The sequence below is a fragment of the Kineobactrum sediminis genome, from assembly GCF_002868715.1.
GTDB classification, from domain to species: Bacteria; Pseudomonadota; Gammaproteobacteria; order Pseudomonadales; family Halieaceae; genus Kineobactrum; species Kineobactrum sediminis.
This window is the reverse complement of record NZ_PKLZ01000029.1, coordinates 1-222: the sequence shown is the minus strand read 5'-3', so window position 1 is coordinate 222 and position 222 is coordinate 1. Positions and strand designations below refer to the sequence as shown.

Sequence of the window (222 nt, the reverse complement as noted above, 5' to 3'; positions counted from 1 at the left end):
TTCCGGAAGGCGCGCTTAGTAGTTTCTCATCTGGCGATGAGAAACGCGCGGTGGGGCAAGCCCACGAAAAACAAAAACTGATAACGGACAAGATGTGTTTTTGGAGTACCGCCATCACGATGCCGGTACCAAAAACGATCCGTCAGGGCTGCGCCCCGACACCCTGCCAACACCTCACGCCGCCAGATTAAAATCTGTCAGCGTTCGCCGTTCCCGAAATCG

At 55.0% G+C, this 222-nt stretch carries 1 protein-coding gene; it reads left to right on the top strand.

The window, feature by feature from the left end; translation table 11 throughout:
• A partial coding sequence (locus tag CWI75_RS18595) for a hypothetical protein (RefSeq protein ID WP_206604793.1) occupies nt 1–191 on the top strand: 191 nt, incomplete at its 5' end.
• Nucleotides 192–222: the final 31 nt, after the last annotated feature.